27 protein-coding genes are annotated in these 26699 nt (G+C 58.0%); 6 read left to right on the plus strand and 21 right to left on the minus strand.

Going from position 1 to position 26699, the window contains the following annotated elements; all coding sequences use genetic code 11:
• Positions 1-22: 22 nt before the first annotated feature.
• Genes FN828_RS09805 through FN828_RS09830 form a run of 6 tightly spaced genes read right to left on the minus strand, consistent with a single transcriptional unit; the run spans position 23 to position 4495 of the window.
• A complete protein-coding gene (locus FN828_RS09805) occupies positions 23-301 on the minus strand; it encodes an HPr family phosphocarrier protein (protein ID WP_142493230.1) in 279 nt (92 codons plus the stop codon).
• Positions 302-304: 3 nt separating this feature from the next.
• Positions 305-697 carry a PTS sugar transporter subunit IIA gene (locus FN828_RS09810; RefSeq protein WP_142493231.1) on the minus strand — a complete coding sequence of 131 codons (393 nt, stop codon included), beginning with the start codon at positions 695-697 and terminating at the stop codon, positions 305-307.
• A gap of 12 nt (positions 698-709) precedes the next feature.
• Positions 710-1636 (minus strand): RNase adapter RapZ, encoded by a 927-nt coding sequence (gene rapZ / locus FN828_RS09815; protein ID WP_142493232.1) that lies wholly within the window; start codon positions 1634-1636, stop codon positions 710-712.
• Positions 1637-1648: 12 nt separating this feature from the next.
• Positions 1649-2107 carry an HPr kinase/phosphorylase gene (locus tag FN828_RS09820; RefSeq protein WP_235891450.1) on the minus strand — a complete coding sequence of 153 codons (459 nt, stop codon included), beginning with the start codon at positions 2105-2107 and terminating at the stop codon, positions 1649-1651.
• Positions 2076-3794, minus strand: coding sequence for a sensor histidine kinase (locus FN828_RS09825; protein ID WP_142493234.1), 1719 nt, complete (start codon positions 3792-3794; stop codon positions 2076-2078). The genes FN828_RS09820 and FN828_RS09825 overlap by 32 nt, the downstream gene beginning before the upstream one ends.
• Complete coding sequence (locus FN828_RS09830) at positions 3794-4495, minus strand: response regulator transcription factor (RefSeq protein ID WP_142493235.1); 702 nt, start codon at positions 4493-4495, stop codon at positions 3794-3796. The genes FN828_RS09825 and FN828_RS09830 overlap by 1 nt, the downstream gene beginning before the upstream one ends.
• A 376-nt stretch (positions 4496-4871) precedes the next feature.
• On the opposite strand from FN828_RS09830, the gene FN828_RS09835 reads away from it, so the two are divergent.
• Entirely contained in the window at positions 4872-6470 is a 1599-nt protein-coding gene (locus tag FN828_RS09835) for a phosphoenolpyruvate carboxykinase (RefSeq protein ID WP_142493236.1), read from the plus strand.
• Between the two features lie 103 nt (positions 6471-6573).
• Here the strand turns inward: FN828_RS09835 and FN828_RS09840 are convergent, their stop codons facing one another.
• Positions 6574-7287 (minus strand): hypothetical protein, encoded by a 714-nt coding sequence (locus FN828_RS09840; RefSeq protein WP_142493237.1) that lies wholly within the window; start codon positions 7285-7287, stop codon positions 6574-6576.
• 66 nt (positions 7288-7353) lie between these two features.
• Positions 7354-8238, minus strand: a complete 885-nt coding sequence (locus FN828_RS09845) for a LysR family transcriptional regulator (protein ID WP_142493238.1) — start codon at positions 8236-8238, stop codon at positions 7354-7356.
• A 252-nt stretch (positions 8239-8490) separates the two neighbouring features.
• Between FN828_RS09845 and FN828_RS09850 the strand changes: the two genes are divergently transcribed.
• On the plus strand, positions 8491-8850 hold the full coding sequence (locus FN828_RS09850) for a helix-turn-helix domain-containing protein (protein WP_142493239.1): 360 nt from the start codon (positions 8491-8493) through the stop codon (positions 8848-8850).
• Between the two features lie 12 nt (positions 8851-8862).
• On the opposite strand, the gene FN828_RS09855 is transcribed toward FN828_RS09850, so the two are convergent.
• The gene (locus FN828_RS09855; RefSeq protein WP_142493240.1) at positions 8863-9633 is read right to left on the minus strand and encodes a sulfite exporter TauE/SafE family protein; all 771 of its coding nucleotides are present in this window, start codon (positions 9631-9633) and stop codon (positions 8863-8865) included.
• A gap of 146 nt (positions 9634-9779) precedes the next feature.
• On the opposite strand from FN828_RS09855, the gene FN828_RS09860 reads away from it, so the two are divergent.
• The 3 genes from FN828_RS09860 to FN828_RS09870 all read left to right on the plus strand — a co-directional run bounded on the left by FN828_RS09860 (position 9780) and on the right by FN828_RS09870 (position 13597).
• A complete protein-coding gene (locus tag FN828_RS09860) occupies positions 9780-11459 on the plus strand; it encodes an acyl-CoA dehydrogenase family protein (protein WP_142493241.1) in 1680 nt (559 codons plus the stop codon).
• Between the two features lie 203 nt (positions 11460-11662).
• Positions 11663-12676 carry a cyclase family protein gene (locus FN828_RS09865; protein WP_142493242.1) on the plus strand — a complete coding sequence of 338 codons (1014 nt, stop codon included), beginning with the start codon at positions 11663-11665 and terminating at the stop codon, positions 12674-12676.
• A 63-nt stretch (positions 12677-12739) separates the two neighbouring features.
• Positions 12740-13597 carry a DMT family transporter gene (locus FN828_RS09870; protein WP_142493243.1) on the plus strand — a complete coding sequence of 286 codons (858 nt, stop codon included), beginning with the start codon at positions 12740-12742 and terminating at the stop codon, positions 13595-13597.
• Positions 13598-13663: 66 nt separating this feature from the next.
• On the opposite strand, the gene FN828_RS09875 is transcribed toward FN828_RS09870, so the two are convergent.
• From FN828_RS09875 to maiA, 12 genes are all read right to left on the minus strand, one after another.
• On the minus strand, positions 13664-14107 hold the full coding sequence (locus FN828_RS09875; protein WP_142493244.1) for a hypothetical protein: 444 nt from the start codon (positions 14105-14107) through the stop codon (positions 13664-13666).
• A gap of 33 nt (positions 14108-14140) precedes the next feature.
• Positions 14141-15115, minus strand: a complete 975-nt coding sequence (locus FN828_RS09880; protein ID WP_142493245.1) for an SLAC1 anion channel family protein — start codon at positions 15113-15115, stop codon at positions 14141-14143.
• Between the two features lie 196 nt (positions 15116-15311).
• Entirely contained in the window at positions 15312-16874 is a 1563-nt protein-coding gene (locus FN828_RS09885; RefSeq protein ID WP_142493246.1) for an acyl-CoA dehydrogenase family protein, read from the minus strand.
• 81 nt (positions 16875-16955) lie between these two features.
• Complete coding sequence (locus tag FN828_RS09890) at positions 16956-17828, minus strand: amidohydrolase family protein (RefSeq protein WP_142493247.1); 873 nt, start codon at positions 17826-17828, stop codon at positions 16956-16958.
• Positions 17829-17909: 81 nt separating this feature from the next.
• Positions 17910-19703, minus strand: a complete 1794-nt coding sequence (locus tag FN828_RS09895) for a feruloyl-CoA synthase (protein ID WP_142493248.1) — start codon at positions 19701-19703, stop codon at positions 17910-17912.
• A 13-nt stretch (positions 19704-19716) separates the two neighbouring features.
• The gene (locus tag FN828_RS09900) at positions 19717-20196 is read right to left on the minus strand and encodes a MarR family winged helix-turn-helix transcriptional regulator (protein ID WP_142493249.1); all 480 of its coding nucleotides are present in this window, start codon (positions 20194-20196) and stop codon (positions 19717-19719) included.
• Between the two features lie 6 nt (positions 20197-20202).
• The gene (locus FN828_RS09905) at positions 20203-20973 is read right to left on the minus strand and encodes a crotonase/enoyl-CoA hydratase family protein (protein WP_142493250.1); all 771 of its coding nucleotides are present in this window, start codon (positions 20971-20973) and stop codon (positions 20203-20205) included.
• 140 nt (positions 20974-21113) lie between these two features.
• Positions 21114-22436 carry a TRAP transporter large permease gene (locus FN828_RS09910; protein WP_142493288.1) on the minus strand — a complete coding sequence of 441 codons (1323 nt, stop codon included), beginning with the start codon at positions 22434-22436 and terminating at the stop codon, positions 21114-21116.
• Between the two features lie 5 nt (positions 22437-22441).
• On the minus strand, positions 22442-23026 hold the full coding sequence (locus tag FN828_RS09915; RefSeq protein WP_142493251.1) for a TRAP transporter small permease: 585 nt from the start codon (positions 23024-23026) through the stop codon (positions 22442-22444).
• A gap of 87 nt (positions 23027-23113) precedes the next feature.
• On the minus strand, positions 23114-24148 hold the full coding sequence (locus tag FN828_RS09920; RefSeq protein WP_142493252.1) for a TRAP transporter substrate-binding protein: 1035 nt from the start codon (positions 24146-24148) through the stop codon (positions 23114-23116).
• 70 nt (positions 24149-24218) lie between these two features.
• The gene (locus tag FN828_RS09925) at positions 24219-25253 is read right to left on the minus strand and encodes a TRAP transporter substrate-binding protein (RefSeq protein WP_142493253.1); all 1035 of its coding nucleotides are present in this window, start codon (positions 25251-25253) and stop codon (positions 24219-24221) included.
• 30 nt (positions 25254-25283) lie between these two features.
• Entirely contained in the window at positions 25284-25928 is a 645-nt protein-coding gene (gene maiA / locus FN828_RS09930) for a maleylacetoacetate isomerase (protein WP_142493254.1), read from the minus strand.
• Between the two features lie 358 nt (positions 25929-26286).
• On the opposite strand from maiA, the gene FN828_RS09935 reads away from it, so the two are divergent.
• On the plus strand, positions 26287-26640 hold the full coding sequence (locus FN828_RS09935) for a MarR family winged helix-turn-helix transcriptional regulator (protein WP_235891451.1): 354 nt from the start codon (positions 26287-26289) through the stop codon (positions 26638-26640).
• Positions 26641-26699 lie beyond the last annotated feature (59 nt).

A 26699-nucleotide genomic window follows, 5' to 3' on the forward strand; every position in this document is an offset into this window, starting at 1 on the left:
TTTTCACGCCAAAGCGCGACGTTTACATTTCTTCCCCGAAACGGTCCCCAACCAGCGTTTCCAGCGCGTCGGCCAACGCCGTTGCGTCCGGCCCCGAGGTCCGCACCTCAATAGTGGTTCCCTTCGAGGCTGCCAACATCAAAAGCCCCATAATGCTGTCCCCCGAGGCTGACATGCCGTCGCGGCTGACTTCGGCGCGGGCATCGAAGCCTTCGACGACCTCGACCAGCTTTGCCGAAGCACGGGCGTGCAGCCCCTTTTCATTAATGATCTGCAAATTGCGTGTGATGCTATCGGTCATGGCTCAGTCTTTGGATATGTTTTGGCTGTCTATATATTTGCGCCCGGCTTCGGTGGCAGCCCGCACCGCATCGCCCACCGCCATGTGGCGGCTTTTGGCCAGTTTGATCAACAAGGGTAAATTGGCACCGTACAGGATACGCCGCCCGGACGGATGACAGGCCATCAGCGACAGGTTGGATGGCGATCCACCAAACATATCCGTTACCAGAACCACACCCTGCCCCTGATCCACCGCATCCGCGGCCTCGCATATTTCGCGCTGTTTCTGCCCGCGATCATGATCATTCTCGATCGAGATCGCCCGAATACCGCTTTGCGCGCCTACTACATGTTCGACCGCAGCCAGGTATTCCCGTGCCAGTCCCCCATGCGCGACGATGACAATACCGATCACGCTTGCCTTCCTTTACTCAGCGGTCCGTGTTTTCGTTTCCAGCGGCGGTACGGCGTTGGCCTTCCGCTCGATTTCACGGTGCCTAGTTGACACTTGCCACCCACGATCTGCAAGGGCCTTCGACAGCTTTTCTGTCATAGTGACAGACCGGTGTTGCCCACCAGTGCATCCAAACCCGATGGCGAAATGCGCCTTACCCTCGTCCCGGTAGGCGGGCAACAGCATTTCCGTCAGGTCCAGCACCCGATCAAAGAAGCCGGGGAACCGCGCGTCCTGCGCCACATACTCGGCCACTGCGGCGGAACGCCCGTCCAGCCCCCGCAGGCTGGCGTCCCAATAGGGATTACGCAGGAAACGGCAATCGAACACCATATCCATGCCGCGCGGCAACCCGCGTTTGTAGGAAAACGAATTCACCGACACCGCCAGATGCGCCCCCTTTTCCCCGGCGAACAGGCGCTCGACCTCGGCCTTCAGGTCGTGTGGCGTCAGGTCCGAGCTGTCAATCAAGATATCAGCCCGTGTCATGATTGGCACCAACAGATCGCATTCGCGCTGAATCCCCTGATCGGGGCTTTCCGCCGGGGCCAGAGGGTGCCGTCTGCGGGTTTCGGAAAACCGGCGCAGCAACACATCCTGTCGGCAATCCAGATACAGAACTTCGGGCCGGATATTGGGCATGTCCGTCAGGTGGTCGATCGTTTCAATCAACGCATTCACCGAAAAATCACGGTTCCGCACATCCAGCCCCAGCGCCAGATCGCTACCCAATGGCGGACCTTCCAACAAACGCGGCAGCAAGGACAGCGGCAAGTTGTCTATCGCCTCAAAACCCAAATCCTCTAGCGTGCGAATGGCCGTACTACGCCCCGCACCAGAGGGGCCGGTGATCAAAACAATACGCTTTCGGGCGGCGGTCGATGGGCTGTGGTCAATCATTAGATCATACAATCAGGCAAAACGCCCGGCTTTCAGATATTGAAGAATCGCCGCAGCAAAATGCTGCGCCTGCATATTGTGCAGGATCGGGCGGGAAACGCCCAGACAAACCTTTTCACGCTTTGGTGGCAAACGGTGGGTTTCCACCTGATCCAAATCGACCCATAGCGCCACTTGGGACGGTCCCACAGCGTCGGCATTCAGTATCCCAATGCCCCGCGCCTCGATCCGGCCCCGGATCGTGTCCGGTGTGTCCAGCCACAATGCCGGGCCGTCACGCCAGATCCGACAACCATCATCCGCCACCAAATCACACCCCATCGCCATCAGTTGCAGCGCCAATGCCGATTTCCCCGATCCGCTGGCCCCGCAAATGCAAACGGCGGCCCCGTTCAGGGCCACCGCGCTGGCATGAATGATCTGTTCACCCGACCCCACGTCAGACCGGCAGGCCCACAACAAACCGCGCACCCAGCGGTTCCGAGGTAGGATCAGCATCGGTGGGACGGATATTTTCAGCCCAAATCACGCCGCCATGTGCCTCGACAATCTGCTTGGAGATCGCCAGCCCAAGGCCGGAATTGTTGCCGAACTGGTTTTCCGGGCGTTCCGAATAGAAGCGTTTGAACACCTTGGTCAGCGCCTGTTCCGGAATGCCCGGCCCGGTGTCTTCGACCACGACCAGCACGCGATTATCCCGTTGGCGCACCCACACCCGGATTGCATCGCCATCTTCACAGAAGCTAATGGCGTTGGTGATCAGGTTCACAAAAACCTGTGCCAGCCGCGCCTCCAGCCCGTGAATCACGATGGGATGTTCGGGGATGTCCATAATGAACTCCACCCCCTTTTCACCTGCCTGCTGGCCCAGATATTCACCCAGGTTGCCGATCATTTTCAACAGGTTGAAGCTTTCCTGTTCTTCCTTTACCAGTTCGCTATCCAACCGCGAGGCGTTGGAAATATCGCTGACCAGACGATCCAGACGGCGCACGTCATGGTCAATCACATCCAGCAGCTTCGCACGCTGATCATCCCGTTGCGCCACCCGCAGCGTTCCCACGGCAGACCGCAGACTGGCCAGCGGGTTTTTGATCTCATGCGCCACGTCGGCAGCGAATTGTTCATTGCTGTCGATCCGGTCATACAGCGCCGACACCATGCCCCGCAGCGCCGAAGACAGACGCCCGATTTCATCGGGTCGCGCGGTCAAATCGGGGATGCGGATACGGCCTGCCGCATTATTGCGCCGGTCCCGCGCACCACCCAGTTCAGCGGCGGCGGCCAGATCAGCCAGCGGATTGGCAATCGTCGACGCCAGAACAAGGCTAAGCCCGATAGACACCAGCGTAGCAATCAGGAACATCTGAAGAATGCGTTCGCGTTCACCGCGCACCAGTTGATCAATTTCCCCGGCGGCGCTGGTCAGGGCGATCACACCTACGGTTTGCCCCCCCTGCATGATCGGTGTGGCAGCGGCGAAATAGCTGCCTTCGGCGGTTTGCAACCCGGTTTCAATCTGCGACCCGGCCTTGACCGTCGGCGGCACCATACCGCTAACCAATTGTTCCACAGTCGGCATCGTCATACGATTGCGAGGCCCGTTGATCAGCGCATCAAACCGGCTCCAGACCTTTGCCAGCGCATCGGAAATCAGCGTTGATCCCCGTTCGCCGTTTTCCCCGGCCCGCAGCACACCACGACCCTGCCCCGAGGCAATCAACGCGCCGGTCTGATCAAAAACAAACACCTCGACGCCTTTGCGCAGGTCCAGACCGCCCAACGTGGCGGGAATGTCCACACCATCCCCAGACAGCAAACTGACAGGCGCGCCCTTGGGCAATTGCGCTTCTACCACGTCAGACACCAGTTCCGCCTGCGCGATCAACGCATTTGCCCGATCCACCACCAATGAATCCCGAGAGGAGTTGAGCAACAACACCCCGGCCACCAACACATTCAACGCAATCAGATTGAACGTGATGATCTTGCGTGTCAGCGGCGACCTGTTCAGCGACAGAAATCCGCGCCGCGCCCGGCGGACGCGAAGCTCTTTCTCGACGGTGCTGTCCGGTGCGACGAATTCATCGCCCAGCACAACATCGCCGTCACGCCTTGGCGCCGTTTCCCGCAAATGTATCCCCTCAGCGAGAGCCATTATTCTTCGTTATATCTGTAGCCGATACCGTACAGCGTTTCGATGGCCGAGAAATCCGAATCCACCGAACGCATTTTCTTGCGCAACCGCTTGATATGGCTGTCGATCGTGCGGTCATCGACATAGACCTGATCGTCATACGCCACGTCCATCAACTGATCGCGCGATTTCACGAAACCGGGACGCTGGGCCAACGCCTGAAGCAACAGGAATTCGGTCACGGTCAGCGACACATCCTGTCCTTTCCATGCCACGGCATGACGCAGCGGGTCCATCCGCAGCTCACCGCGTTCCATCACCTTGGTTTCTTCGGTATCACCCACGATATCCCCGGCAACCGCATCCTGACGGCGCAGCAAGGCGCGAATGCGTTCGACCAGCAAGCGCTGAGAGAAGGGCTTTTTAACGTAATCGTCCGCGCCCATACGCAGGCCCAGAACCTCGTCGATTTCGTCATCCTTCGACGTCAGAAAGATGACCGGCATCGTGGTTTTCTGACGAAGGCGCTGCAATAGGTCCATGCCGTCCATGCGCGGCATTTTAATATCCAGCACGGCCATGTCCGGCAGTTTTTTGTTAAACGCATCCAACGCCGATTGACCATCATTATAGGTTTCGACCTCGAACCCTTCTGCCTCAAGGGTCATGGCCACGGACGTCAGGATATTCCTGTCATCGTCCACAAGGGCGATCTTAGACATTTTTGAATTCCTTGTACTGCTCTATATTATGTTTTTTCCGTTCATTATGCCGTCTTTTCGTCGGATCAATCAATCCCAAACTGCGAATCAGCCATCTTTTCGCCTTAATTCTGCGGGCGTTTCCTGAACGGATTGCTAATTTACACATGCTTTGCAGAACATCGTGGAACATTCGCCGGACCAATCGGTCAAAATGTGCCGTGATTGCGCTAACCTGCATTTGGTTGCGCTAACTGTGCTAAACCGTCCTGTTCCTTCACGGAAACGACATGCTAAGAGGCCCGTTATCGGGGGCTTCTCCGACACGATGCGGGAGGGAGCCCGCACCGGACGAAAGACAACGCCGCAGATTTCGCGGCTACAGGAGCTTGGCAATATGGCATTTGGACGGGTAAACCCGGAATTCCGGCTTGAGGATCAGGGGATCGAAGGTCTGGGCAATGTCTTTTACAATCTTATGGAGCCCGCGCTGATCGAAGCCGCGCTCAAGAATGGCGAAGGCAAACTGGGCAATGGCGGCGCGTTCCTCGTGTCCACTGGCAAATTCACTGGCCGGTCGCCCAAGGACAAGCATGTCGTCAAAACCGACAGCGTTGTTGATACGATCTGGTGGGAAAACAACCGCGCCATGTCGCCCGAAGGGTTCGACAATCTGTATGCCGATATGCTGGAGCATATGAAAGGCAAGGACTTCTACGTTCAGGATCTGGTCGGCGGCGCGGACCCGGCCTATGCGATCAACGTTCGCATGGTCACGGAACTGGCATGGCACGGCCTGTTCATCCGCCACATGCTGCGTCGTCCCGAACGCGCTGAACTGGACGGTTTCTTGGCGGATTTCACCGTCATCAACTGCCCCAGCTTCAAAGCCGACCCGGAACGCCACGACTGCCGCACCGATACCGTGATTGCGATGAACTTCGACAAGAAGCTGATCCTGATCGGGAACACCGAATACGCGGGTGAAAACAAGAAGTCGGTCTTCACCCTGCTGAACTACCTACTGCCGGAAAAAGGCGTGATGCCGATGCACTGCTCGGCCAACCATGCGATTGGCAACCCGGTTGATACCGCCATTTTCTTTGGTCTGTCGGGGACTGGCAAAACCACCCTGTCGGCCGATCCGTCGCGCACTCTGATCGGTGACGATGAACATGGCTGGTCGGATCGCGGTACTTTCAACTTTGAAGGCGGCTGCTACGCCAAAACCATCAACCTGTCCGCCGAAGCCGAGCCGGAAATCTATGCGACCACCTCGAAATTCGGCACCGTGATCGAAAACATGGTGTTCGACGAGGAAACGCTGGCTCTCGACTTCCAAGACAGCTCGCTGACCGAAAACATGCGCTGCGCCTACCCGCTGGAGTATATCTCGAACGCGTCGGACACCGCACTGGGCGGCCACCCGAAAAACATCATCCTGCTGACCTGTGACGCTTACGGCGTTCTGCCGCCGATCTCGCGGCTGACCCCGGCACAGGCGATGTATCACTTCCTGTCGGGCTTCACCTCGAAAACCCCCGGCACCGAACGCGGCGTCGTGGAACCGGAACCCACTTTCTCGACCTGCTTTGGTGCGCCCTTCATGCCGCGTCGTCCCGAAGCCTACGGCAACCTGCTGCGCGAAAAAATCGCCAAGTACGGCGCAACCTGCTGGCTGGTGAACACCGGCTGGACCGGCGGCGCGTTCGGCACCGGCTCGCGTATGCCGATCAAAGCCACCCGAGCCCTGTTGACCGCAGCGCTGGATGGTTCGCTGAACGATGCTGAGTTCCGCAAGGACGAAAACTTTGGCTTCGACGTTCCGGTTGCGCTGGAAGGCGTCGATGCGAAACTGCTGGATCCGCGCCAGACTTGGGCTGACGGTGCTGCCTATGACGCACAAGCCGCCAAACTGGTGCAGATGTTCGCGGCCAACTTCGAGCAGTACCTGCCCTACATCGACGAAGACGTGAAAGCTGCCGCAATCGGCTAAGGCTTTCGCCTGTGGCGGGTTCGTCCCGCCCCATCATATAACAAACGCCCCGGTCCCCGTACCGGGGCGTTTTGTTTTACGCACTCACCCCCCGACTCCCACATCAGGCGGCGATTGGTGCTTTGTGTTCCATCGGAACGTGGATCACATGGCGGATGTCGTCGATATCCATCCAGACCATATTGCAATCCAGTGGCTCGTTCCGGCCTTCGATTTTCCAGCTCAGGCAATAGGGATCGCAGTGCATATACCCTTCGCGTTCGGCCAGCCCCCGACGCGCCACGCTGCGCAGCATAAACCCGAACACAAAATCCGGCTGCCAGTGCAACGTTGCAGTCAAGAATGCGAACCGCGCCAGATAATCAATCAGCCCGCGACCGCGATAAACCGGATCGTCCTTCATCCACATCTCGCCGTGGTAGCAAGCGCGTCCAGTGATTCGCTTAGCGCCGGGTCCGGCACGGAACCACGACCCATCCATGTCGATCCCCACACCACCCGGCGGAAATTCCCCGAACCGCGCCCCCATATACCGGGCCAAGGTCTGATCGCATAAATCCAGAAGCCGCATCGCCTGTGTATGTACTAGCTGCCCCTGCGCGTTATGCCCAACAACCCAAACCCCTCTGGCAGAAGGTAAAAATTGCTTCACCGGGTCAAAAGGCGGACCTAGCGGTTGCTCGGGGCGGCCTGCTGCCACAATCCGCGCGTATTCTTCGAAATCATCACCGACCGTCAGGAATATCTGGTTCGCCCGCAGCGTATCTGTCACCTGCGTTAACAAACGCGCCCCATCAAAAACGTCGTGAATCGTCATTTGGTTTCTCCTTGTGTTAACCGTCCACACAGGATGACCAAAACCGATAAAAGAGTCTTTTCCTTGTTATTTTGACGCCGCGCAGGGGTCCGTATCCGGCATCAGCTCTATCTCGGGCATTCTTTGGATCATGGCCTGATCCACACCGAAAATCTGTAAATCGTAGCTGCGCTCGACAAGCGAGGCCAAAGCGAAACTGCCATCAGGGAAGCGACAGCCCATCAGCAACCGCTTATAGCTGATCGGTTCTATGCCCTTTCCACGGGTCATAAAGGTATGCACATGGTCATACCGCAACCCATGCGTGGCGCGAATTTCCTCGAAGGGTTGCGATAACAGATGCGCCACAGGCGTTCCCCCCGGCAAAACCGGCACCGGGCGCCCCACTGCGCTGCGGTGCCATTCCCAGCCGTACCATGTAGCGTAAGAGGACTTTTCACCCACCTCTGTGCAAACCCAATCCTCTTCCAGCCGCCGGAACACCATCAGATAGGGCCGCAAGGGCTGCAAGGCCGGATGCTCCAGCTGCCCTTGCGCCGCAGCCCAACATTGTATTCCCCCCCGTAGTAGGCTGGAATTTCCTGTCCATATCCCGGAAATCGGATGCTGTTGCAGGTGGAACTCCCATTCCTCTCCGTCTTCTAATTGGGAAACATGGAACAGCCCATTGACATGCCCCGCCTGCCCGGTCAGCCACGCCTCGCCTCGGGCCAGAATATCCTCGGCCTCTCGTAAAGAGCGCCGACCTTCGGCGCTCAGCCGATATTGGCGGTCTTCCACATCGAACAAAGGGGCGCCTTTGATGTCTTCCAGTATATTTATATGGCGTCGAACAGTTTGACGGGTGGATTTCAGCTCACGCACAGCCCGCGACAAATTCAGGGTACGGGCCAATGTCACGAAGGATCGTAACAATTCAAACAGCAATCCCGTATTCTGGTTCTTGGTCATTTGGCCCCGTCACTTTACAAGTTAACATATTAATTCTATGGCGCTTTTCCGCATACAGGCAAGCTATACCAATGCGCACGGACATGGACTCGCCCCCATAAATTTTCTAAGCGGTAAATTTATCATCCATCAAGGGTAAATATTTGCACCCATCGGGTAAACGCATACACCTAAAGTTGCAATTTGTAATAGATTGATCGTCGCGAGGGATTCGCTAGACCTGAATGTGACGATAGATAGTGGAAGGCAAACATGTCACACCCTGTAGACGAACACGTTGGTAAGAAACTGAAGAACCTGCGCGTGCTGCGTGGGCTGACCCAAACCGACGTTGCTAAGGGACTGGATATCTCGTTCCAGCAAGTTCAGAAATACGAACTGGGCCGCAACCGTATTTCAGCCAGCAAGCTGTTTGAAATTTCGCGCATTCTGGATGTACCGCCGTCCTATTTCTTTGATGGCTTGGGTGATTCCGAAGGGCAAAGCGGCCCCGTGATTGACGAAGAAACCGCACGCATCGCCAGCGTGATTTCTAAAATTCAGGACGAACGCCTGAAAACTCAGATCCGGTCCTTTATCGACGCCGTGGCGAATTACACGCCAGCCGCGTAACAGGATGGGCTGTTAGCCCATCATCCCGCGCCGGATCAAATTCAGCCCGGCGATCATCAATACGACCAGTGTCGCCTTTTTAAAGGCGTGCTGGTCGATGCGATCCTGCACCTTGAACCCCAGCCACGTTCCCGCCAACGCAGGCACCAAAAGCGCAATCGAAAACGGCAGCGTTTCCGCCCGCATGACGCCAGAGCCGATATGCGCCCCCAGCAGCATCACGGCCCCCAGCCCATAAATCACACCCTGAATGCGTATCTGATCCTGTTTCGGCGTATTGATGGCCGTCAGATACATCACGGTCGGCGGCCCCCAAATCCCGGACATCCCACCGATGAACCCGGCGAATGATCCGACCCCAGCCTCGACTCCATGATGCCCATCCTCGGGCAGTTTGACCTTGATGCCAAATAACTGGATCAGGGCGAAAATCACCACTGGCACACCAATCATCAGTAACAAAACATGCGCAGGCAACACCCGCACCAATTGCGCACTGATCAACAACGTGATCCCGCCACATATCAAAAACACCCGAAACCGCTTGACCGAGGCCCAAGCCGCCGCCCGCCCCTGTCGCAGCGATTGCCACAGGTTCGTCAGCACCGTTGGCAGGATCAGCCCCGCCAGCGCCCATTCTGCCCCAACAATGCTGCCCAGCCCGGACACCATGACCATCGGCATGGCGAAACCCACCATCCCCTTGATAATTCCGGCCAGCAACGCCACCATAAGACACAGGGCCAGGGTGACGGGCGGCAGATCGACAAACAGCATATCCATTCCCGCTCTGTAGCAGCTTCTTGGGCGCTGCACCGCAAAAAATTCACGCGCAATTTTAGAACGAATACCCACAAATAAACGCATTTATGTTGCGCTGCACCTGCGAAATAGTTAGGACGTGATCGAACATAGATAAGATGTGAATCATGGCTCATGACGGACAGGACCACGCAATGACGAAACCGATCATTCTCCCCGATTTGATGGCGCTGGCGGCAGCAGTGATTGCCCCGGCAGAACAAGTGTTGGAAACCGCAACGTCGAATCTGCGCGAAATGCTAAGCGAGGGGGGTCGTATTTCCGCCGCGCTGCTGGAGGAAAACCAAGCCGCAGCACACGGGCTGTCATGGCTGGCAACCTATGTGGAATCGCTGCGCCAGATGAAAGCGTGGGCCGATCGGCTGACCGATGCGGGCACTTTTGGCGAAACCGAACAATTGCTGCTGCAAATCGCATTCGGGGAATATCTGGCCCAAATGCGCGGCGGCATCCCGATGAGCCAAACCGAAATCCTGCGCCTGTCTGCGCTGGGGATCGACACCAGCGCGCTGTCCGGTGACGCTGTCGAGGCCCTGATCGCAGGCGGCAATACCCCCGCCGCCCGCAAGCGTCTGGTGGACCTGATGCAAGACCAGCGCGCCAACATCACCGTCGGCGCCACCGGGCTGGACGAAGAACTGGAAATGATCCGGGAACAGTTCCGCCGCTATGCCGTGGATAAGATCGAACCCCACGCCCACGACTGGCACCTGAAGGACGAACTGATCCCGCTGGAAGTCGTCAACGAACTGGCGGAAATGGGCGTTTTCGGCCTGACCATCCCCGAAAATCTGGGCGGTCTGGGCCTGTCCAAAGCGTCGATGGTCGTGGTCTCCGAAGAACTGTCGCGCGGCTATATCGGTGTCGGATCGCTGGGGACGCGGTCCGAAATCGCGGCAGAACTGATTTTGGCCGGCGGCACGGATGACCAGAAATCCCATTGGTTGCCCAAAATCGCCAGCGGTGAAATCCTGCCCACGGCTGTGTTCACCGAACCTAACACCGGGTCGGATCTGGGCAGCCTGCGCACCCGCGCTGTCAAAGACGAAAACGGCGATTACAAAGTGACCGGCAACAAAACCTGGATCACCCACGCCGCGCGGACCCATGTCATGACCCTGCTGGCCCGCACCGATCCGAACACCACCGATTACCGTGGCCTGTCCATGTTCCTTGCGGAAAAGACCCCCGGCACGGATGAAAACCCATTCCCGACCGAAGGCATGACTGGCGGCGAAATCGAGGTTCTGGGCTATCGCGGCATGAAGGAATACGAACTGGGTTTCGACAACTTCCATGTGAAGGGTGAAAACCTGCTGGGCGGCGAAGAGGGCAAAGGCTTCAAGCAATTGATGCAGACCTTTGAATCCGCCCGCATCCAGACCGCTGCCCGCGCCATCGGCGTGGCGCAAGCCGCGCTGGACGTAGCCATGCAATATGCCGAAGACCGCAAGCAATTCGGCAAGTCGCTGATCAACTTCCCCCGCGTGTCCGATAAGCTGGCCATGATGGCGGTGGAACTGATGGTTGCCCGTCAGTTGACCTATTTTTCGGCATGGCAGAAAGACCATGATAAGCGGTGCGACCTGGAGGCCGGTATGGCCAAGCTGCTGGGCGCCCGTGTGGCATGGGCGGCGGCGGATAACGGGCTGCAAATCCACGGCGGCAACGGTTTTGCACTGGAATACAAAATCAGCCGTATCCTGTGCGATGCCCGCATCCTGAACATTTTTGAAGGTGCCGCAGAAATTCAGGCACAGGTGATCGCGCGCCGCCTGCTGGGCTAAGCCCTGCCAGAAAGTTTGATCGAATAGAGCGGCTTCTTCTGAGGCCGCTCTGTTTTTGTGAGGGCGCAAAATTCTTACAAAGAATTTTGAGCGGAAAATTTGCAATTTTCCGTGCCTCCGGCAGGAGTATTGTTGGCAAGATGAAACACTTGCCGCATCTCCCTCGGCCTGCCACTCTGCCCCAAGGGAGAGAGGAGACAACAATGACACAGCCACGATGGGCGCAGCGCCCGCAGGGATCGACGTGGGGCGATTTTGGACCGGACGATCAGCTGGGACGCCTAAATCTGATCACAGCCGAAAAAACCCGCCAAGGTGCCGCCGAAGTTCAGGAAGGGCTGCGGTTCTGCCTGTCGCTGCCTTTGGATTATCCCGGTGGCAATGGGCTGAACCCACGCCGGTTTCCGCCAGTTCTGAAACCCACCCGGCGCGGCGAAGGGGTAAGCTTCAACGTCCAAATCCCCGGCCACAGCGATGTGGTTTGTGACGATCTGGCGATCCTGCATTTGCAGTATTCGACCCAATGGGACGGGCTGTGCCATATTGGCAGTCTGTTCGATGTGGATGGCAACGGCACCGCGCAGCGGGTCTATTACAACGGGTTCCGCGCAGATGACGATTTGGTGGTCGATGGCAGCGGGGCCGAGGCCACCAGCCACGCCGACAAGCTGGGAATTGAAAATATGGCCGCGCATGGGGTGCAGGGGCGCGGGGTGCTGATCGACCTGCGCCACCATTTCGGCGATGCGTTCCGGCATGTGTCCTATGACGATCTGATGCGCGTGATCGAGGCCGATCAGGTCGAGGTGGAAACCGGCGATATGGTTTGCCTGCACACGGGATTTGCCGATGTGGTGCTGGGGATGAACCGCGAACCCGACAATGACGCGCTGCATCAATCCTGTTGCGTTCTGGATGGGCGCGACAACCGCTTGCTGAACTGGATCACCGACAGCGGTCTGGCAACCCTGATCGCCGATAATTACGCGGTCGAGGCATATCCCGCCAAACCCGGCGCAGGTGACTGTTGCGCGGCCCTGCCATTGCACGAACATTGCCTGTTCAAACTGGGCGTCCATCTGGGCGAGTTGTGGCAACTGACCCCGCTGGCGCATTGGCTGCGGGAACATGGGCGGTCCCGGTTCCTGTTGACGGCGCCGCCGCTACGGTTGCCGGGGGCTGTGGGATCACCGCTGACGCCGATAGCTACGGTATAAACACGCTTGGCACGCCAGCCCGCCCCCGATAGGGCTGGCGTGTTTGCAGCACTGGTCTTGTTTATGCCCCCACAAATCCCCCTATCTGTTGTCGCCCTGGTCTGCGTTGCCACCACATCCATCGTGATGGGGGATGCCGCCGGGAAATTGCTGACGCAAAATGCAATCAGCCCGTTTTTCATCGCATGGTCGCGCTTTGCATTGGCTGCCGCTTTGCTGTTGCCCCTGTCCGGGATGACACGGGCCGAACTGCCGCATCTGCTGAACTGGCGGGTGATCCTGCGGGCGGCGTTTATTGCCGGGGGGATTTCATCAATCCTGACCGCGTTGAAAACCGAACCCATCGCCAATGTCTATGGCGCGTTTTTCATTGGGCCGGTCGTGGCCTATGCCCTGTCTATCCTGCTGTTGAAAGAGCGCGTCACCCGCGCCCGCAGTGCATTATTGGCGGTGGGCTTTGCCGGGGTCCTGTTGGTGGTTCAACCCAGTGCAACGATGGGGCCGGGTATGGGGTTCGCCCTGCTGGCCGGGGTGTGTTACGGGTCCTACCTGACCGCGACACGCTGGCTGGCCGGGGCGTATCGGCCACGGTTCCTGCTGACGGCGCAATTGGTGATTGGCGCTGTGCTTTTGGCCCCATTGGGGCTGACGCACCTGCCCGGCAGCGGCAGTCCTGCGATATGGGGGCTGGTGTTGCTTAGCGCACTTGCCTCGGCCTTTGGGAATTTCCTGCTGGTGGTGATCAATCGCACCACACCGGCCACGATTTCAGCACCTCTGATCTATTTCCAATTGGTAGCAGCCGCAGTGTTGGGCGTTTTGGTGTTCGGGGATTGGCCCGACATGCTTAGCCTGATCGGATTGGCGGTTATCCTGCTCTCGGGGCTGGGCGGTTTTGCCTTGGCGCGGCGCGGAAAATAAGAAGGGGCCGCGCCAGACAGACAGAGCGCGGCCCCAGCATGAGCATCATCGTCAGGGAAGAAGACCTCAGAAGCTCATGATCTTGGTGTCATCGTCGATCATTTCCGCCGCAACCGCCGGGGGTTTGGCTGCGGTGATCCCATCCAGCAGCGCATCGGGACCCACACCCTTGTTCGGCAGATAGATGGCGCAGACTTCGACTTTGGTGCCAGTCTTTTCCATGATCGTTTTCATCAGGCCTTGGGGGCTCATGCCTTTGGGTGCCTGCGGTGCAGTGGTGCTGGCGGGGGCGTCTTTCAGCGCCATATCCGCCGCCGGACCACACAGCAAAATCTGTGCCTTGGCCCCGGCTTGCACGGCATTCATGGTCAGTACCATCGCCATAAGCTGCGTTTGTGCATCCGGTGCGGTCAGCATGGTCAGCAGCTTGGGCTGATCCTCGGCCATCGCGGGGGCAGCCACGCCTGCAACAGTGGCGGCCAGTACAGCGGCGGTCAGGAAATGTTTCATCGAAGTCCTCTCTTGGTTACTAGGGGTAAAAAGTTACTCGGGAACGCAAACTTCGCCTGCGCTCATCGCTTTCAGGGTGCGCAGCGTCAGCGCTGCAATGATCACGACCAAGACCGCCAACAGCACCGTACCGAAATACTGATGCGCAACGCTGCCGGTTTTGGCCGCATAGGTGAAACTGGCAATCGTCACCGCCGCAAAGGGGAAGCCAAGTGCCCAGAAGCTCATGGCAAAGGGCAGTTTGACAATGCGCGGCAATTGCACAGCCACAATCACGGTAAACAGATACGCCCCGTTCAGCAGGATACGCGCCAGCGAATCCACGTCGCCCACCAGCCGGACCCACGCCACCATGCCCACAGCGGGCGGGGCGATCAGGATCACCAGCGTGGGCTGCAACCGCCCCGGCAGCGGGTCGTGGAACATCAGGCGGTTGATGACCAGGGTCATCAGCACAACCCAGAAAATCAAACCAACAGACATGAAATACCAACTGATTTCAGGATGGCCCAACGGCACACCCGCGATGGGTACGATCACATTCCCCACAGCCGGGATAAACCACGCCGGGTTCAAATGCCCGGTCTGAAAGGCGCGCGCCCCGATCCAGCCGGAAATCACGGCAATGGTCAGCACCCCCTGCAAAATCATACCGACATACCACAGCGGTTCAGCAAGCGCGGGCGCTCGGGTCAGGCTGGCGGCTGCCAGCAATAACAGGGAAATCGAAATCGCCGGGAAAAACGCAATGCGAACCGGGTGCTTCCATTCGGCCACAACGGCCTGCGGGTGTTTGACCGCCTTTGCCAGATACCCCAGCAGGATCAATGCAAACATCGCCAGCGCAACATAATACACGACGGTCGAGGCGGTATCCCCCACCTGCCAACTGTTTTCTGCCGCGTGAAGCGATAACGATAGGCCTGTCATGCCCATGATCGTTGCGAAAAACGTGACCGGGTAATGTTCCAGCCTGCTTTCGCCATGTGTTTGTGTTGCGTCTGTCATCTGCGTGTCCTTCCCTAAACCCGCATGTATTCTGTCTGATATGCGGTGATTGGCATATGATGCACCCAGCAAACTTTGATCCAAATCAAAAGGCATATTTTTGTCATACCTTTTTTACCTCGATCATTGGCCCGCAAACAAAACAGGCCACCCTAAAAGAGTGACCTGCCAATTCTCCGCTAATGATATGGTGGGATCAGTCGGCGCAAATCCGATCCGACAGGACCGCGCCCAGATAATCGGACCGGGCCAGATATGCCCCGATCTGCCCCACCGCCGCGTGACTGGCAAACCGTGGGGCCAGACTGCGCAGCAGCACCCATTCAGACAAAGCCATGAAATCCGCGGCCTTGCTGGCGGGTTCTGCTGCATCGCCCAGTGCCGCCCGCGCACGAGTCCAATGTGCCACCGCTTCTGGTGTGGCATTGTCCGCGATAAAGGCCGCGAAACGGTCCGCCGCCACCGCCGCGCGCCCCTGCACCAGACGCGTAGCCAGTGTCAGCGCATGAATGCCATTCGCGCCTTCGTAAATCCGGCAAATACGGGCATCGCGCCAGACCTGATCCAGCCGGTATTCCTGTAAATAACCATAGCCGCCCAAACACTGTATCCCCAGATCGGCTGCCCGCGTTCCCGCCTCGGTACAGAAATGCTTGGCAATCGGGGTCAGGAATTCCACCAGCATCGGGTCATCGCCCTTTTCCAGCTGGACAATCGCCAGATGACTGATCGCCCGCCCAAGCAGTGACAGCGCCCGCATTTCTGCCAGCATCGCGTGAACGTCATGGTGTTGGTCCAGCGTCACAGGCTGCCCGTCGGCCCCGCGCCCCTGCACCCGATCCGCGCAATAGGCAGCAGCAATGTCATAGGCCCGCGTGGCATGGGCCACCCCCTGAAGCGACACATCCACCCGCGCGTGGTTCATCATCGTGAACATGGCCTTCAGGCCTTCGCCTTCGGCCCCAATCAGTTCAGCCCGCGCCCCGTCAAACGCCATCTGACAGGTGGGGGACGCATGAAGCCCCATTTTTTCCTCAATCCGGGTAACGGTGATCGGGTTGCGGCTGCCATCGGGCAGATGCGACAGGCAGATAAACAGCGACAGGCCTTTGACCCCGCTATCCGCGCTGCCGGTGCGGGCCAGAACCAGATGGAAAATGCCATCCGTCATGTCCTGATCCCCACCCGAGATGAAAATCTTTTCGCCGTTGAGTTTCCATCCATCGCCATCCTGTTCGGCACGGGTACGGATACGACCCAGATCAGACCCCGCCCCCGGTTCGGTCAGGCACATCGTAGACAGCCATTCACCCGATGCCAGACGTGGAATATAGGCGGTTTTCTGTGCCTCTGTTCCGTAGTCCAGCAGGGTCCGCACCGCACCCGGCACCAGACCCGTCACCATTTGCAGACTGTGATTTGCCCCGGTGAAAATCTCAGACACGCAGGCCAAAGCCACCCCGCCCAGCCCCTGCCCGGCATAGATTTCAGGAACTGTCAGCGCGGGCCAACCCTGTTCGGCATAGGCGGCATAAACCCGTTTGAACCCGTCCGGCATGATCACCCGACTATCCTTCAGGCGGCACCCTTGCCGGTCGCCGGGTTCGTCCAGCGGTGCGATTTCGCCCTCGGCAAAGGCGGCAAAAGCCTGCGTGATCTCTCGCATCAATGCGCCATCCCAATCCGGCAGCGCCGCAACACCCCCGACCTGTTCCAAGGTAAAAAGGATATCATCCACCGGGGCTGCATAGGGTTTCATGTCTGGTCCTTTTGAACAAAGAAAGATCACCCCCGCCCCGGAAGGCCGGGACGGGGGATTTTCAAACGGGTCGTTCAGGGCTTAGATCAGGCCCAGCAGACGGGCCGCGTTGTTTTTGGTGATGTCTTCGCGCAGTTCGTCCTTGATTGCGATCTGCTCAAAATCCGACAGCCAGCGTTCGGGCGTGATCATCGGCCAGTCCGACCCGAACAGCACCTTTTTCTTCAGGATCGAGTTGCAGTATTTCACCAGAATTGGCGGGAAATATTTCGGCGACCAGCCCGACAGGTCGATATAGACATTCGGCTTGTGCTGCGCGACCGAAAGCGCCTCTTCCTGCCAGGGGAAGGACGGGTGCGCCAGAATGATTTTCATGTCGGGGAAATCCACCGCCACGTCATCCATATACATCGGATTGGAATATTTCAGCCGCATCCCGTTGCCGCCGCGCATCCCCGACCCCACGCCGGTCTGGCCGGTGTGGAACAGGGCAATGCCGCCCTCCTCGGCGATGGCTTCGTATAGTTCGTAGGCCATGCGGTCATTGGGATAAAACCCCTGCATCGTCGGGTGAAACTTGAAGCCCTTGATGCCGAAATCCTTGATCAGGCGGCGCGCTTCGCGAGCGGCCATCTTGCCCTTCCACGGGTCGATCGAAGCAAAGGGGATCAGGACATCATCGTTTTCGGCGGCCAGTTCGGCCACTTCTTCGTTCTTGTAGCGGCGATATCCGGTTTCGCGTTCTGCATCGACGGGGAAAATCACCGCCGCGATATTCTGCTCGCGATAATGCGCGGCTGTCTGCGGGATGGTCGGCGGATGGGACCACGGCGCACCGAAATATTTCGCCATCGTCGATTGCAGATCGTCATAGCCATCATCGGCATGACAACCGCAGGGTTCTTCGGCATGGGTGTGGAAGTCGATTGCACGAACTTTCGTGATGTCCACCATATTCCTGTCCTTTCAAAGGTTATGCCAAAGGCGGGTTCGGGACGCCTTCGGCGAGAGAGTATTTCAGATCAGAAAGAAGCCTTAGACGCGGATCACATCCGCATCGGCATCATCGTAAATACGGGCCACCAGACCGGCGCGGCGGGCCAGCACCTTGCGCATGTTCAGGTTGCCCTTGGCCGTCATTTCGTGATCCGCAAGCGAGGGCGGTTCGGCCATGATCAGTGCCCGCCCGATCCGGGTGGAACTGCCAGTGGCATGTTCCGCCAGTTCAGTCAGCTTCGCACGGACGGTTTCCACCATATCCGCATCGGTCACGATTTGATCGGGCTGCCCATTGCGCGGCTGGGCCGGGAACAGCAGCGCACCGATTTCCGCGCGGTCCTGTCCGGTGATCACCAGATCGCCAATCACGCCTTCCAACGCGGTCAGGATTTGCCCGCGCAGCGCGGCGCAGCGCACCCATGTTCCCGAGGTCAGCTTGAAATCTTCGGATATGCGGCCATCGAAGCTAAGACCGCGGTCCGCATTTCCCGGTTCGACGAATTTCACTGCATCGCCGGTAATCAAGAATCCTTCGTCATCGAAGCTTTCGGCGGTTTTTTCGGCGTCTTCAAAATAGCCCGGCATGATATTGGGGCCTTTGCAGCGCAGCTCAAACCGGCCATCGTCATCTGGCAGCAGCTTGATTTCCGCCCCCGGAACCGGCACGCCGATGATCCCTGACCGATCCACGCGTTCATGCACAATCAGCGTGGCGGGCGAGGTTTCCGTCATCCCCCAACTGGACACCATCAGCGGCACTTTGCCTGTTACTTCTTGTGCCATATCCCCCAGCGATTGCCAGATTTCCTGTGGCAGTGACGCCCCGGCGTAGAATGTGAAATCCAACCCGGTAAAGAAATCACGGCGCAGATCGGGATCGGCCTTTAGCGCGGCCACCTGACGAGCAAAACCCACCGGCACATTAAAGGCCAGCGTTCCAGTGTGCATCTTCATGTTTTCCAGCGAACGCGGGAACAGCGCATCCGTAGGTTTGCCATCGTCGATATAGATCGACCCACCATTCGCCAGCATCATGTTAAAGTTATGCGACCCGCCGAACACGTGGTTCCACGGCAACCAGTCCAGAATTTTCGGCGGACGCGCCCGCAGCACCGGAAAGGCATCCGCGATCTGGGTCTGGTTGACGCACATCATTTTATGCGTGGTAATCACGCCTTTGGGATGCGAGGTGGACCCGGACGTGAACAGGATTTTCGCCAGCGTATCGGGCGTCACCGCCGCATGGGCCGCATCCACATCCGCAGCACCGCCTTGCAGCGCATCCGTCATTGCGATCACATCACGCGGGGCGCCTTCGGGCTGGCTGGCCAGCACATCGAACCCAGACAGCGCCGCCATTCCAATCGCATCGCCATAGCGTTTGGCATCGTCCACGAACAACAAGCCCGGTTTTACCTTTTCAACGATATACAACAGCCGGTCATGTGCGCCGGGGATCAGCGAATATTGTTCAGCCACCGGGACGCTGGCCATGCCCACATATTGCGTGGCCAGTGCCAGCAGCGCATGATCGACAGAGTTGCCGGACATGATCACCACCGGCCCTTTTTTGTCATAGCCGTTCGCCAACAGCCACGCCCCCAGATGACGCACCGCCGCCAGCGTTTGCGCATAGGTGACTTCGCGCCATCCTGCCCCGTCCCGTTCCGCGATAAATACCGCGTCCGGGGTTTTATCCGCCCATTGATGCAGCCACGCGCCTGTCGTGGGCGCGACTGGCCCCATCGGGTGGGATGAACGCAGGATTAGCGCCCCGTCGGCACGCGTTTCGGTGATCACGTCCTGCGGGACGGTGATGTCGTTGGTCATCGGTTGGATCTCCTCAATCCAGGGGGTCGATGCGGCGCAGCAGGTCCACCAGTTGCGCCCGTTCTTCCATGCTTAGATCAGCCAGCCGCTCCTCTTCGGCTGAGGCCAATGCCTTGGCGGCGGCATCCCGCCGTTTCATCCCGGCCAATGTTGCCCGCAACGCATAAGACCGCCGATCCGTCGGCACACGAAAGCGCCCGATCAGGTTGGCCTCTTCCAGCGCGTCAATGATCAGGACGGTGTTGGACCGTTCCATGTTCAACCCCGCTGCCAGTTGCGATTGGGTCACGTCGGGATTATCCACGATCACGCTAAGCGCGGAAAACGTGGTAATCCGCAGCCCGAACGGTTCCAACGTCCGCGCTGCGTTTGATTGCATGATGTTCGAAGCCCGCTTCAGGTTATACCCTGCATAGCTGCGCAAATGCCGATCCAAAGGACCGGGCTGCGTATCGGCCACGGGTGCGGGTCTGGGCGCGGGTTTGCGTTCCATGACCACTTACCGGAAGGTCGGGATACGTTTTTCAAGGAAGGCACGCAGCCCTTCCTCGGCATCCGGGCTGGTTTGGGTCAGCGCGGCACACAGACTTTCGGTAAAGAATCCGTCCTGTTTGGACATGTCTTCGATCCGGGCTAGCGCGTGGATCATGACATAGTTGGACAGGCCCGCGTTCTTGGCGATCTTGCCCGCCAGCTCCATTGCCAGCGCCATAGATTCGCCTTCACCCACGGAATAATGGCACAGCCCCAACCGCTGACCGTCTTCGGCATCGTATTTACGGCCTGTCAGCATCATTTCAGTCATGCGATCCGCGCCCAGAATACGCCCCACCCGGACCGAGGCACCGCCGCCCACATAAATCCCGCGCCGTCCTTCGGGCAGTTGGAAAATCGTGGACGGTTCCGCAATCCGCACATGGGTCGAGGTGGCCAGTTCCAGCCCCCCGCCAATCACCGCGCCGAACATCGCAGACACGACCGGCAGACCCGAATATTGGATTTTGTCCATGATCCCGTGCCATTTGCGCGAATGGCGCATCGTGCCTTCGGCATCGCGAGCGACGTGTTCGCTCAGATCCAGACCGGAACAATAATGCCCGTCCACCCCCGTCAGAACGACCACTTTGGCCGCTTCGGGTGGGTTGGAAAAGAACCCATCCAACGCCGCCAGCAGGTTATCGTTCATGGCGTTGCGCTTGCCGGGGCGGTTCATCGTCAGAACGGCAATGTTGCCCTTCATCTCGACCTTCAGGACTTCTGCGTCTGTCATTGCTATCTCCACTATTAGTTATGGAATATAGCTATATGCCATAAACAAGTCCAGCACCGTGTTTGCCACCCCAAGCACAGAAAAACGCCCCAAAGCATCCTTTGGGGCGTTTCATTTTTTACACTCTTGTCAGAGTGTTATCAGTGTAGCAACCGCACAAGGAACAACGTAATGCCGGGGAAGGCCAGCAGCAGGATCACACGAATGATATCCGAGGCGACAAAGTGCATAACCGCTTTGTAAGTCTCGATCATCGGGGTCAGACGGTCCATCGAATTGATAACAAACAGGTTCATCCCGACAGGCGGGGTAATCAGCCCCACCTCGACCACGATCAGAACGATGATCCCGAACCAAATTGCCACTTCTTCGGTGTTCATGCCGAAATCCAGTGTCGAAATGATCGGGAAAAAGATCGGGATCGTCAGCAGGATCATCGACAGCGAATCCATCACGCAGCCAAAAACCAGATACAGAACCAGAATCAGCGACAGCACGACCCACGGGCTTAGCCCCAGACCGACCACCCATTCCGACAACGCCTGTGGCACCTGACTTTGCGCCAGAAACCCGTTGTAGAACCCGGCACCCAGCACGATGAAGAAAATCATCGCCGTGCCGCGTGCGGTAGCGATGAAGCTTTCCACAAAGGTCACGCGGGTCAGGCCGCCATTGATCAGCGCAATCAGCCCTGTGCCAAACGCACCCACGGCGGCGCCTTCGGTCGGGGTGAAGATACCCATATAAATCCCACCAACCACAGCGATGAACACCAGTAACACCGGCCACACATCAGCCAACGCCCGCATCCGTTCGCGCATCGGTTGGGGTTCACGCACACCAGCCGATCCGGGGTGCATACGCACATAGACCGAAATGGTGATCATATAGCCCACAGCCGCCAGAATCCCCGGAATGAATGCAGCCAGAAACAGCTTTGCAATGTTCTGTTCGGTCAGGATTGCATAGATCACAAGGATCACAGACGGCGGGATCAGGATGCCCAGCGTCCCCCCAGCGGCCAGCGTTGCTGTGGAAAACCCACCCGAATAGCCATAGCGGCGCAGTTCCGGCAGGGCGACCTGACTCATCGTGGCGGCAGTCGCCAGCGACGACCCGCAGATTGACCCGAACCCGGCACAAGCCCCGACAGCAGCCATAGCCACACCACCGCGACGATGGCCCAGAAACGCCTCGGCCGCTTTGAACAGGGCTTGGGACATCCCCCCCAGTGTTGCGAAATGCCCCATCAGGATGAACATCGGCACAATCGACAGCGAATAGCTGGAAAAGGTCGAATAGGTTTCGGTTTTCAGCTTCGCAAAGGCAACGTTCCAGCCGTTATTGATCAGGTACAGCCCGACAAGGCCGGTCAGGAACATCGACAACCCGATCGGCACCCGCAGAAAGATCATGATCAGCAGGACAGGAAAGGACAGAAGTCCGATTTCAAGATTGCTCAGGTCGATCAATGGTCTGCTCCCCCGCCGACATGGATGATGGTACGACCACCGAAAAATTCCGCGATGCGCACGACCGCCATGTAAACGGCAACCAGCGCCGTCACACAGGCAGCAGCCAGACTGGCGGCATAGGCCCACCAGATCGGGAACTGCAACAAGAAGGTGGTTTCGTTATAGCGCATCTTCGAAATCATCCCTTCGTACAGACGCCACGCGATCAGGATCAGCGCAGCCGCGAACAGGATTTCCACAACCATCTGGATGAAGCGATTCACCTTCACCGGAAAGGCCGAGGTGAAAATATCAACCGACGCATGGCCGCCCGTGATCTGACACAGCGGGATAAACGCGAAAATGGCAAAGGCGATCCCGGCCTCGACGATTTCAAAATCCCCCAGAACCGGGCCAACGCCGGTGTCCAGCAGGGTCTTGGCGAAATCGCCCAGCACGGATTGGGCAGCGCCGGAATGCAAGATGGTGTTCAGGGTTCGACCAACGACCGAAACACAGGTCAGCAGGATCAACAGGGTCAGGATAATGCCGCCCAGAATGGCCATGAACCGGGCCAGTTTGTTCATGAACTGGTGCATGAGGTTCCTCTTCCTTGGCTAGAGAGGGTACGCGATATCACGGCGGGATCATACCCGCCGTGACCGTTCTCTTTGGCTTGCAGGCTCTTACTTGGTGTATTTAGCAATCAGACCTTTGGCCTGATCCAGCAACGCCTGACCGTCAAAACCCTTGCCGCTCATTTCCTTGGCCCAGTCAGCTTCTTGGCTGGCTGCTGCGGCTTTCCATTCGGCAACCTGCGCATCGCTAAGCTGAATGATGTTATTGCCACGATCCACCGCGATCTTACGCGCAGGCTCATCCGCTGCGGCCATTGTCTTACCGGCCCACGCCGACACATCCGCGCCCGAGTTGGCGTCGATCACGGCCTTCAGATCATCGGGCAGGCTGTCATACTTGTCCTTGTTCATGCCGAAGATGAACGAGGTCGTGTACAGCGAAGCATTCCCGAATTCGGTGTGGTTGCCCACCAGTTCCGAAACCTTCAGCGCGGCGGTCACTTCCCACGGGATCACGGTTGCGTCGATCACGCCTTTGGACAGGGCTTCGGGCACCGCAGGCACCGGCATCCCAATCGGGGTTGCGCCCAGTTCGGTGAACATCTTGTTGGTCACGCGGGTCGGGGCACGCAGCTTCACGCCGTTCAGATCGGCGGGGCTGGTAATCGCGGCTTTGGAATGGATCAGGCCCGGACCATGCACCCACAGGGCAATCGGCTGGAAGCTCTTGTAATCTGTGCTGAACATGTTCGCTTCGGCGAATTCCCAATAGGCGCGGCTGGTGGCCTCGGCATTGGTCATCATGAAGGGCAGTTCAAACACTTCGGCCTGCGGGAACCGACCGGGGGTGTAGCCCGCGACAGTCCAGACGATATCGGCAATGCCATCTTCCAGTTGGCCAATCAGTTCCGGCGGCTTGCCGCCCAACTGCATCGAGGGATAGCGCTCGATCTTGATACGGCCCTTGGAATCCGCCTCGACCTTGTCAGCCCAGACATCCAGAACGTCGCGCGGCACGTTGGCTTGTGCTGGCAGGAACTGGTGCATTTTCAGCGTCACTTCCTGAGCATAGGCCGTGGCCGCAGTCCCAGCCAGAATAGCCGCCGCTGCCGCAGTGCGCAGTGCAGTCTTGAATAGTTTCATTTAGTCTTTCCTCCCGTGGTTAAGATCGTTTTGCGGGCCAGAAGGGGCTGGCCCGCTGCCAGGCACGATCTTATTTCGCCTGGTATTCCTCCATCAGGGCGCGCACTTCGTCGATCATGGCCTGACCGTCAATGCCTTTGCCCTTCACGTCTTCGATCCATTTTTCATAAACCGGACGTGCCATTTCTTCCCAGATTTTTGCGTTTTCCGCGCTGACCGTCACGATGTTATTCCCGCGATCGACAGCCACCTGACGCGCCGGGCCGTCTGCTTCGGCCATTGTGCCGCCCGCAAAGATCGAGAAATCCAGCCCCGAATTGGCATCAATCACCGCCTTCAGATCATCGGGCAGACTGTCGTATTTATCCCGGTTCATCGCCAGCACAAAGGTCAGATTGTAAATCGCGGGGCCGTCGAATTCGGTGTGGTTGCCCACCATTTCCGAAACTTTCAACGCCGTGGTGACTTCCCACGGGATCGTTGCACCGTCGATCACGCCTTTGGACAGGGCTTCGGGGATCATCGTCACCGGCATACCCACCGGCACTGCGCCCACCAGTTCCAAAAGCTGGTTCACCATACGCGACCCGCCGCGGATTTTCATCCCGTTCAGGTCTGCGGGGGTTTCCACGGGCTTTTTCGTGTGCAGCATCCCCGGACCATGCACAAAGGCGCCCAGCACCTTTACATAACGGAAGTCGGTATCCGCCATGTGCTTTTCATACATTTTCCAATAGGCATAGGACGCGGCCCGCGCATCCGTGACCATGAAGGGCAGTTCAAACACCTCGGTGCGGGGGAAACGACCGGGGGTAAACCCGTTCACCGACCACACAATATCCGCGATCCCGTCAATGGCCTGATCAATCAGCTCTGGCGGTTTGCCGCCCAACTGCATCGAAGGATACCGTTCGATCTTGATACGCCCTTTGGAATCTGCCTCGACCTTATCGGCCCAGACATCCAGCACCAGCTTTGGAACGTTTGCCTGTGCAGGCAGGAATTGGTGCAGCTTCAGCGTCACCTCTTGCGCCTGAGCAGCGAACCCGGACAGGGCCAGCGCAGCAGCGGCGACTGCACCGCGCATCGTGAATTTGGTAAACATTACTTTTCTCCCTTACAGGTCAGCGGCCCCTCAGGCCTCGAAATCCGGCTGGTTCTTTGGATGTGCATCCGCAAAGGCCGGCAGTAATTGACACTGTTCATAAATCGCATTGATACGCGTCAGATGCGAAATATCAACATTGAAACGCTGGGCAGAAAACACCTGCGGCACCAGACAGATATCAGCCAGCCCCGGTTCATCCCCAAAGCAAAACCGCGATGCACCGCCCCGTTTTTGCAAAATATCCTCGCAGGCTTGCAGCCCGTCCCCCAGCCAGCGGGCCAGCCATGCGTTTACCGCATCTTCGCCCAGCGACAGGTCATTGCGCAGATATTGCAGCACCCGCAAATTTTGCAGCGGGTGAATCTCACAGGCGATCACCTGCGCAAAGGCACGGACTTGCGCCCGCAAATCCTTATCCGCCGGGATCAGCGCAGCCCCGCCATAGGTTTCGTCCAGCCATTCGATAATCGCCAAGGACTGATACAATTCCTGCCCGTCATCCGTAATCAACGCAGGGACCAGCTTCTGCGGATTCACTGCTGCAAACTCGGGGGCTTTTTGCTGCCCGGATTTCAGGTGAACGCTTTCAAACTCGTATTCCAGCCCCTTCAGATTAAAAGCGATCCGACAGCGATAGGCCGAAGAGCTACGGAAATATCCCAGAAAACGCATCAAATTATGAACTCCGGCTGGCGGGAAAAGGAAGGCGTGCGTATCCCAATTTTCAACAGCAACACATCGGCCACTGCTGCAAAACAGTGGGTTGCGGATTTTCCGCAGTGATGAACAATTGGGTCAACATCGGTCCTCCTCCCTAGGATTTGTGTTGAACGATTATTCGATATGTATTCATATTATTATGGGTTATGTCAATATCGTTGCAGCAGAAACGAAATGGCGACGATCACAAATCCGACCATATGGTCGGCTATAATAAAAAACCAGAGGAAAAATGGCAAAGTTTCACGACATGCCCGGACACTTGGTCAGGCGCGCGCATCAAGTTTCAACGGCCTTATTTCACAACCACATGACCGCCGAAGGCATTGATCTTACGCCATTTCAATTCGCGGCCATGTCCGCCATCAACATGAATCCGGGGCTGGATCAGGCATCGGTTGCGGCATGGGCTGCCTGTGACCGTGCCACCATCGGCGGCGTGGTCGATCGTCTGGTCGAAAAGGGATATGTCACCCGCGCCGTTTCCCCGCGCGATCGCCGCGCACGGGTTCTGGAAATCACTGATTCGGGGCGCGAAATCCTGAATCAGGTGCAGCAGATTGCGCTGGAAATTCAGGACGAAATCACAATGGGACTGACGCCAGACGAAAAAGACACACTTGTCCGACTGCTGAAACGTGTCAGCGAAAACCATCCCAAGTAAGACAAATGCAAAAGGGCCGGTTCAATGACCGGCCCTTTCCAATTCCGTGCCTGAAAGAC

The organism is Thalassovita litoralis, assembly GCF_900182725.1.
GTDB lineage: Bacteria > Pseudomonadota > Alphaproteobacteria > Rhodobacterales > Rhodobacteraceae > Thalassobius > Thalassobius litoralis.

Excerpts from the sequence above, each read along its gene's own strand:
- FN828_RS09805 (WP_142493230.1), bottom strand. The coding sequence starts at position 301 with ATGACCGATAGCATCACACGCAATTTGCAGATCATTAATGAAAAGGGG.
- rapZ (WP_142493232.1), bottom strand. The coding sequence starts at position 1,636 with ATGATTGACCACAGCCCATCGACCGCCGCCCGAAAGCGTATTGTTTTG.
- FN828_RS09825 (WP_142493234.1), bottom strand. The coding sequence starts at position 3,794 with ATGGCTCTCGCTGAGGGGATACATTTGCGGGAAACGGCGCCAAGGCGT.
- FN828_RS09830 (WP_142493235.1), bottom strand. The coding sequence starts at position 4,495 with ATGTCTAAGATCGCCCTTGTGGACGATGACAGGAATATCCTGACGTCC.
- FN828_RS09835 (WP_142493236.1), top strand. The coding sequence starts at position 4,872 with ATGGCATTTGGACGGGTAAACCCGGAATTCCGGCTTGAGGATCAGGGG.
- FN828_RS09840 (WP_142493237.1), bottom strand. The coding sequence starts at position 7,287 with ATGACGATTCACGACGTTTTTGATGGGGCGCGTTTGTTAACGCAGGTG.
- FN828_RS09845 (WP_142493238.1), bottom strand. The coding sequence starts at position 8,238 with ATGACCAAGAACCAGAATACGGGATTGCTGTTTGAATTGTTACGATCC.
- FN828_RS09850 (WP_142493239.1), top strand. The coding sequence starts at position 8,491 with ATGTCACACCCTGTAGACGAACACGTTGGTAAGAAACTGAAGAACCTG.
- FN828_RS09855 (WP_142493240.1), bottom strand. The coding sequence starts at position 9,633 with ATGGATATGCTGTTTGTCGATCTGCCGCCCGTCACCCTGGCCCTGTGT.
- FN828_RS09860 (WP_142493241.1), top strand. The coding sequence starts at position 9,780 with ATGGCTCATGACGGACAGGACCACGCAATGACGAAACCGATCATTCTC.
- FN828_RS09865 (WP_142493242.1), top strand. The coding sequence starts at position 11,663 with ATGACACAGCCACGATGGGCGCAGCGCCCGCAGGGATCGACGTGGGGC.
- FN828_RS09870 (WP_142493243.1), top strand. The coding sequence starts at position 12,740 with ATGCCCCCACAAATCCCCCTATCTGTTGTCGCCCTGGTCTGCGTTGCC.
- FN828_RS09875 (WP_142493244.1), bottom strand. The coding sequence starts at position 14,107 with ATGAAACATTTCCTGACCGCCGCTGTACTGGCCGCCACTGTTGCAGGC.
- FN828_RS09880 (WP_142493245.1), bottom strand. The coding sequence starts at position 15,115 with ATGACAGACGCAACACAAACACATGGCGAAAGCAGGCTGGAACATTAC.
- FN828_RS09885 (WP_142493246.1), bottom strand. The coding sequence starts at position 16,874 with ATGAAACCCTATGCAGCCCCGGTGGATGATATCCTTTTTACCTTGGAA.
- FN828_RS09890 (WP_142493247.1), bottom strand. The coding sequence starts at position 17,828 with ATGGTGGACATCACGAAAGTTCGTGCAATCGACTTCCACACCCATGCC.
- FN828_RS09895 (WP_142493248.1), bottom strand. The coding sequence starts at position 19,703 with ATGACCAACGACATCACCGTCCCGCAGGACGTGATCACCGAAACGCGT.
- FN828_RS09900 (WP_142493249.1), bottom strand. The coding sequence starts at position 20,196 with ATGGAACGCAAACCCGCGCCCAGACCCGCACCCGTGGCCGATACGCAG.
- FN828_RS09905 (WP_142493250.1), bottom strand. The coding sequence starts at position 20,973 with ATGACAGACGCAGAAGTCCTGAAGGTCGAGATGAAGGGCAACATTGCC.
- FN828_RS09915 (WP_142493251.1), bottom strand. The coding sequence starts at position 23,026 with ATGCACCAGTTCATGAACAAACTGGCCCGGTTCATGGCCATTCTGGGC.
- FN828_RS09920 (WP_142493252.1), bottom strand. The coding sequence starts at position 24,148 with ATGAAACTATTCAAGACTGCACTGCGCACTGCGGCAGCGGCGGCTATT.
- FN828_RS09925 (WP_142493253.1), bottom strand. The coding sequence starts at position 25,253 with ATGTTTACCAAATTCACGATGCGCGGTGCAGTCGCCGCTGCTGCGCTG.
- maiA (WP_142493254.1), bottom strand. The coding sequence starts at position 25,928 with ATGCGTTTTCTGGGATATTTCCGTAGCTCTTCGGCCTATCGCTGTCGG.
- FN828_RS09935 (WP_235891451.1), top strand. The coding sequence starts at position 26,287 with ATGACCGCCGAAGGCATTGATCTTACGCCATTTCAATTCGCGGCCATG.